Origin of the sequence: Piscicoccus intestinalis NBRC 104926, assembly GCF_001515525.1 — a bacterium.
Lineage (GTDB): Bacteria > Actinomycetota > Actinomycetes > Actinomycetales > Dermatophilaceae > Kineosphaera > Kineosphaera intestinalis.
The window spans coordinates 1-5,594 of record NZ_BCNQ01000214.1 but is presented as its reverse complement, the minus strand read 5'-3'; the positions used below and the strand labels follow the sequence as shown (position 1 = coordinate 5,594).

The following is a 5,594-nucleotide window of genomic DNA, read 5'->3' as shown; positions in this document are numbered from 1 at the left end:
CCGGGCGGCAGGGAGCCGGAGAGCACCACCCACGCGGCGCCCCGGGCGGCCTCGACGAGCACCTCGCGCAGCGCGTCGGCGTCGGCCGCGGACAGCACCGCGCCCGGCTCGTTGAGCTTGGTCGTCGTGCCGTCGGCCTCGGTGAGCGTGAGATTGGTGCGCACGAGGGAGGGCACCTGCACGTGCCGGTGCGGCACGCCGCGCTCGGTGAGGGCGGCCAGGATCGGGTCGTGCGGGCCCGCGGGCAGCACGGCCAACGCCGCCTTGCCGGCCTGGTGGATGGCGCGGGCGACGTTGACGCCCTTGCCGCCCGGCTCCGTGGTCAGGCCGGCGAGGCGGTGCACTCCGCCCCGGGTCAGAGGCACCGACAGGCTCGCCGTGCGGTCGAGGCTGGGGTTGGCGGTGAACGTGACGATCATGCGATGACGACCTCGATTCCGGCGGAGATGCAGCGTTGCCGGTCACCGGGGCTGATGTCACCGTCGGTGACGAGCACGTCGATGTCGGCGAGCGAGGCGAACGAGCGGAGGTACTCGACGCCGAACTTGGTGGAGTCGGTGAGCAGCACGATCCGGCGGGCCGCGGAGACGATCGCGCGTTTGACCGCGGCCTCCTCGGCATCCGGCGTGGACGCCCCGTGGCTGGTGGTCAGCCCGTTGGTGCCGATGAACGCGACGTCGGCGCGCAGCGCGCCGAGCTCGGCGACGGTCTGGCCGCCGACGGTCGTCTGGGTCAGCCCCCGCACGCGGCCGCCGACGAGCTGCACCGGCCCCGGGCAGCGCTGCGAGGCGGCCATCGCGATCGGCATCGAGCCGGTGATGATCGTCAGCTCGGGGTCGGCGGGCAGCACCGTGGCGAGCCCGGCCGTCGTCGTGCCGGCGTCGAGGATGATCGTGGAGCCGGGCCCGCTCGGCAGGTGCGGCAGCGCGGCGCGCGCGATGCGGGCCTTCTCCGCGGCGCGGCTCCCGGAGCGTTCGGCGACGCCGAGCTCGACGAGCCGCAGCGACTCGGTCGGCACCGCCCCGCCGTGCACGCGGCGCAGCAGCCCGCGCGAGTCGAGCGCGGCGAGATCGCGGCGAATCGTTTCGGGGGTCACCTGGTAGACCTCCGCGGCGGCGGCGACGGAGACCCGTCCGCTGCGGCGGGCCTCGGCGACTAGGGCCTCTTGACGTTCCTCTGCGTACATGGCGTCGCTGCCGTCCTCGCTCGTGTGGCTGGCCAACACATTCAGATGTGGGAATCAGTTTGTTTATATCTGAATACGTAGACTCCGCGCAAGCGCTTCCGATAGTGTTTTCGGAACCCCCCGGCGCGGGCGCGCGAGCCGGCCTCTGACAGGCTCGCGTCGCGTCGTCCGCACGACCAACGACCTCACCGCAGAGGAGCTGCCATGACCGCACAGACCACGCCCGGCGACGCAGGCGCGGAGGCGAGCGAGACCCCCACCGGCTCGATCACCACCCGCACGCCCGACTCCGTCACCGGAACCGGGGTCGTGCCGGGCATCGCGTTCGCGCCGGTGGTCTGGAAGCAGGGCCGCCCCGAGCTCACCCCGCGCATGCCCGAGGTGCCGGAGGAGAACCGGGAGGCCGAGGCCGGGCGCATCGAGCAGGCCGTCGAGACCGTCGCCACCCGGCTGGAGCACCGCGCCAGCCAGGCGACCGGCGTCGCCTCCGAGGTGCTCTCGGCCACCGCCTCCCTGTGCCGCGACCGCGGCTGGCGCCGCGCCGCCGTGAAGAACGTCAAGCGGGGCACCGCCGCGCCGCAGGCCGTCTCCGCCGCGATCGCGCAGTTCATCACGCAGTTCGAGAAGCTCGGCGGCCTCATGGCCGAGCGCACCACCGACCTGCGCGACATCCGCGACCGCGTCGTCGCCGAACTGCTCGGCCAGCCCGAGCCGGGCGTACCGACTCCCGACACCCCGAGCGTGCTGTTCGCCGACGACCTCGCGCCGGCCGACACCGCCGGGCTCGACCCGACCCTCATCACCGCCCTGGTCACCCAGCTCGGCGGGCCCACGAGCCACACGGCGATCATCGCCCGCCAGCTCGGCATCCCGTGCATCGTCGCCGCCTCGCGGATCGCCTCGATCGACGACGGCGTCGAGGTGCTCGTCGACGGCACGACCGGCACGATCACCGTCGGGGTGTCGCAGGAGGAGGGCCGTCGCCTCGTCGAGGAGGACGCCGCCCGCCGGGAGGCCGTGCGCTCGTGGCGCGGCCCGGCCCGCACCCGCGACGGCCGCGACGTCGAGCTGCTCGCCAACGTGCAGGACGGCGCGGGCGCCCGCAAGGCCGCCGAGTCGCAGGCCACCGGCGTGGGCCTGTTCCGCACCGAGCTGTGCTTCCTCAACAGCGAGTCCGAGCCGAGCGTGTCCGAGCAGGCGCGCATCTACGGCGAGGTGTTCGCCGCCTTCCCCGGCAAGAAGGTCGTCGTGCGCACGCTCGACGCCGGCTCCGACAAGCCGCTGGCGTTCGCGAACATGGAGGACGAGGAGAACCCGGCGCTCGGTGTGCGCGGCGTGCGGATCGGGCTGCGCGACGTCGACCTGCTGACCAACCAGCTCGACGCGGTCGCCGAGGCCGCCGGCAAGCGGGAGCAGGGCGCCGACGTGCAGCCGTGGGTGATGGCGCCGATGATCGCGACGGTGCCGGAGGCCAAGCGCTTCGCCGACCTGGCCCGCGAGCGCGGCATCAAGCCCGGGATCATGGTCGAGGTGCCGTCGGTGGCGCTGCTCGCGCCGCGGTTCCTGCCGCACGTCGACTTCTTCTCGATCGGCACCAACGACCTGTCCCAGTACACGATGGCGGCCGACCGCATGTCGCCGCACCTGGCCACCCTCACCGACCCGTGGCAGCCCGCGGTGCTGACGCTCATCGCGATGACGGCGGACGCCGGGCGCGAGGCGGGCAAGCCCGTCGGCGTCTGCGGCGAGGCGGCGGCCGACCCGCTGCTGGCGTGCGTGCTCGTCGGCCTCGGTGTGACCTCGCTGTCGATGGCCGCGTCGGCCGTCTCCGGGGTGGGCGCGCAGCTGGCGACCGTCACCTTCGAGCAGTGCGAGCAGGCCGCGCAGGCCGTGCTCGACGCCACCGACTCCGCCTCCGCGCGCGAGCGGGCCCGCAAGGTGCTGACGCCGCAGGAGTGAGGCCGTTTGCCGCGACTGTGAACGCAAATGACTCACGATTGTGAAAGTGATCGTGAATGTTCTTGTCGCGGAAGTGCTTCCCGTGGGTGCGCCGTGGGGTTAGAGTCCTGCTCAACGGGTCGCCGGGGGGCGGCCCGTCGGGAGGCGGGGGCCTCCCGGAACTCATGGGGGCATCACAAGGGGACTCACGATGAACAACAACACATTCGGCGTATCCGCACACACCACCGACGCCACGCGGACCGCGGGCCACGCCTCGGAACTCCGCGCTCACCGACTCCGGGGGCGCCTGCCGGGCCGCCCTGGCGGGGGCTCTTACGGGGGCTCGCACTGGCCGGCTCGCGCGATGGGTGGACGGCGTCTCGCCCTGCTCGTGACCGTCGCCACCGGTCTCGCTCCGGCTCTGGTGTGGGCCGGGGCCGGGCCCGCGGCGCAGGCGGCTGGAGTTTCGGGCGTCGCTGGCGTCGCGCAGAGCGCATCGGCCGGGGCGTCGGCCCAGGCGGCCGGGTCATCGACCGAGGCGACCGGCGCGCCCAACCGCCGACCCGACCGGCGCCCCGACCGGCGGCCCGGCTCGCGCGGTGGCTACGACTGGAGCCGGGTCGCTCCGCAACGCCTGCCCGACGGCTCGAGCAGCACGGCATCGACCGCGGTCGGCATCGACGACTCGGGCCGCGTCGCCGGCAACGCCGCCGCTGCGGACGGCGCGTCGCGGCCGTTCGTCGGCGGCGACTGGGGCGCGCGCTGGATCGAATCGGGCTCCGGCGGGGTGCTGGCCGCCGCGATCGCGCCGCGCGGCACGGTGGCCGGCAAGACCTCGGGCGGGCCCGACGCCCAGGTCGTCACGTGGTCGCGCAGCGGGCGGGCCAGCACCGCGCAGGCCCCGGAGTCGCGCACGGGGTTCCTGCTCGGCGCGGTCAACTCCCGCGGCGTCGTCGCGGGCAGCCTCGACTTCAACCGCGTCACCTACCCGTTCTACGGGGTCCCGGGGTCGCTGGTGCAGGTGCCGACGAAGCTGCTCGGCAGCTACACCGTCTCCGGGCTCTCGGAGACGGGCCTGGCGGCCGCCACGGTCACCGCCCCGGTGCAGCCGCAGACGGGCACCTACCCGGTGGGCGTCGTGTTCACCGGCAAGGGCGTGACCCCGGTGCGGTCGGGGTCGACGAGCACGCTCGACGCGATCTCACCGGACGGGCGGCGCCTCGTCGGCCGGGTCGGCGCCACCGGCCGCAGCGCCGCGGGCGGGCGGCTGGCGTGGCTCTCGACCACCCGCAACCCGGTGCCGCTCTCGGGGCACCGGAGGCCTGCGGGTCGCGGGCGTCAGCGACGCCGGCGTGCTCGTGGGCTCCGCCGGCGGCCGGGCCGGCGTGTGGCGCGACGGCCGGCTCACCGACCTCAACACCCGGGTGCGCGGCCTTCCCCGCGGCTGGGTGCTCACCGACGCCGTGGCGATCAACAAGTCCGGTGCGCTGGCCGTCAACGCCACCGACGGGCGGGGCAACACCGTCGCGCTCAAGCTCGCCCCGTCGCGGCGCTGACGGCACTGACACCGTCGCGAGGGCTGGGCGATGCGCCCCGCGCTCGGCGTTGCGGCGACAACCGCAACGCCGAGAGCCCGCCGCCACCTTGAGCCCTCCCGGCGCGACAGCGCGCCCGCTCCGAACGCGCACCGAGGCGCCAAAGGGCCAAGATCCAAGATCCAAGGGCCAAGGGCCAAGGGCCGAGACGAGAATCGCTTACACACTCGGATCTGCGCGCCTAGGGCACGCTCCTGACCTGCGGCGATGCCAGGCGTCGGCGGCCCGGACGACGAGTGTGTAAGCCAACTTCGTCTCGGCCCGCCGCCAGCCCCTCATTCGACGACGCGTCGGCGCCCGAACCCGCGCCGGTCAGCGCCGACGTGTGTCGACGTGTTGACACATCAGTGCATGACGGCGCCGTCGCCCTCGTCGTCCTCGTCGTCGAAGAACTGGCGCAGCACGCAGAATTCGTTGCCCTCGGGATCGGCGAGCACGACCCAGCCCGAGTCGGGCCCGGAGCGCAGGTCGGAGACCATCGTGGCGCCGAGGCCCAGCAGCCGGTCGACCTCCTCGTCGCGGGACCGGTCGACGGGCCGCAGGCAGATGTGCATGCGGTTCTTCACGCGCTTGGCCTCGGGGACCTTGAGGAACAGCAGCCAGCGGCCGTCGGGGCCGGCCAGGCCGCACTCGTCGTCGCCGGGCTCCTGGAGATCCTCGGGGTCGATGTTGAAGTCCTCCAGCACCTGGGCCCACCACTGGGTCTGGCTGTAGGGGTCGGCCGCGTCGATGCAGAAGTTGGCGGTGCGGGAGCTCATAGCCACACTGTGCCGCCACTGTGCCCGTGCTGCCACCCACTGGCCACCGATCGCGCCGCAGCCGGCCGGGCTCGAGCACCAGCACGGGCAGGCGGCGGGCCGATCCGAGGGCCG

The 5,594-nt window shown here is 74.0% G+C and carries 5 protein-coding genes; 2 read left to right on the top strand and 3 right to left on the bottom strand.

What is annotated here, in order from left to right; translation table 11 throughout:
• Both PINTE_RS20110 and PINTE_RS20105 read right to left on the bottom strand, forming a co-directional pair.
• The coding region (locus PINTE_RS20110; RefSeq protein WP_245643077.1) for a PfkB family carbohydrate kinase at nucleotides 1–419 on the bottom strand (419 nt) is incomplete at its 3' end.
• Entirely contained in the window at nucleotides 416–1,225 is an 810-nt protein-coding gene (locus PINTE_RS20105; RefSeq protein ID WP_245643076.1) for a DeoR/GlpR family DNA-binding transcription regulator, read from the bottom strand. The genes PINTE_RS20105 and PINTE_RS20110, both read right to left, overlap by 4 nt.
• 165 nt (nucleotides 1,226–1,390) lie before the next feature.
• Here PINTE_RS20105 and ptsP point away from each other — a divergent pair, with 165 nt between their 5' ends.
• Both ptsP and PINTE_RS22945 read left to right on the top strand, forming a co-directional pair.
• Nucleotides 1,391–3,145 (top strand): phosphoenolpyruvate--protein phosphotransferase, encoded by a 1,755-nt coding sequence (gene ptsP, locus PINTE_RS20100; protein WP_084343851.1) that lies wholly within the window; start codon nucleotides 1,391–1,393, stop codon nucleotides 3,143–3,145.
• Between the two features lie 346 nt (nucleotides 3,146–3,491).
• The gene (locus PINTE_RS22945) at nucleotides 3,492–4,775 is read left to right on the top strand and encodes a hypothetical protein (RefSeq protein WP_157087416.1); all 1,284 of its coding nucleotides are present in this window, start codon (nucleotides 3,492–3,494) and stop codon (nucleotides 4,773–4,775) included.
• A 291-nt stretch (nucleotides 4,776–5,066) separates the two neighbouring features.
• On the opposite strand, the gene PINTE_RS20085 is transcribed toward PINTE_RS22945, so the two are convergent.
• Entirely contained in the window at nucleotides 5,067–5,480 is a 414-nt protein-coding gene (locus tag PINTE_RS20085) for a VOC family protein (RefSeq protein ID WP_068434179.1), read from the bottom strand.
• Nucleotides 5,481–5,594 lie beyond the last annotated feature (114 nt).

Coding starts and splice junctions, on each gene's coding strand:
- ptsP (WP_084343851.1), top strand. CDS start 1,391: ATGACCGCACAGACCACGCCCGGCGACGCAGGCGCGGAGGCGAGCGAG.
- PINTE_RS22945 (WP_157087416.1), top strand. CDS start 3,492: ATGGGTGGACGGCGTCTCGCCCTGCTCGTGACCGTCGCCACCGGTCTC.
- PINTE_RS20085 (WP_068434179.1), bottom strand. CDS start 5,480: ATGAGCTCCCGCACCGCCAACTTCTGCATCGACGCGGCCGACCCCTAC.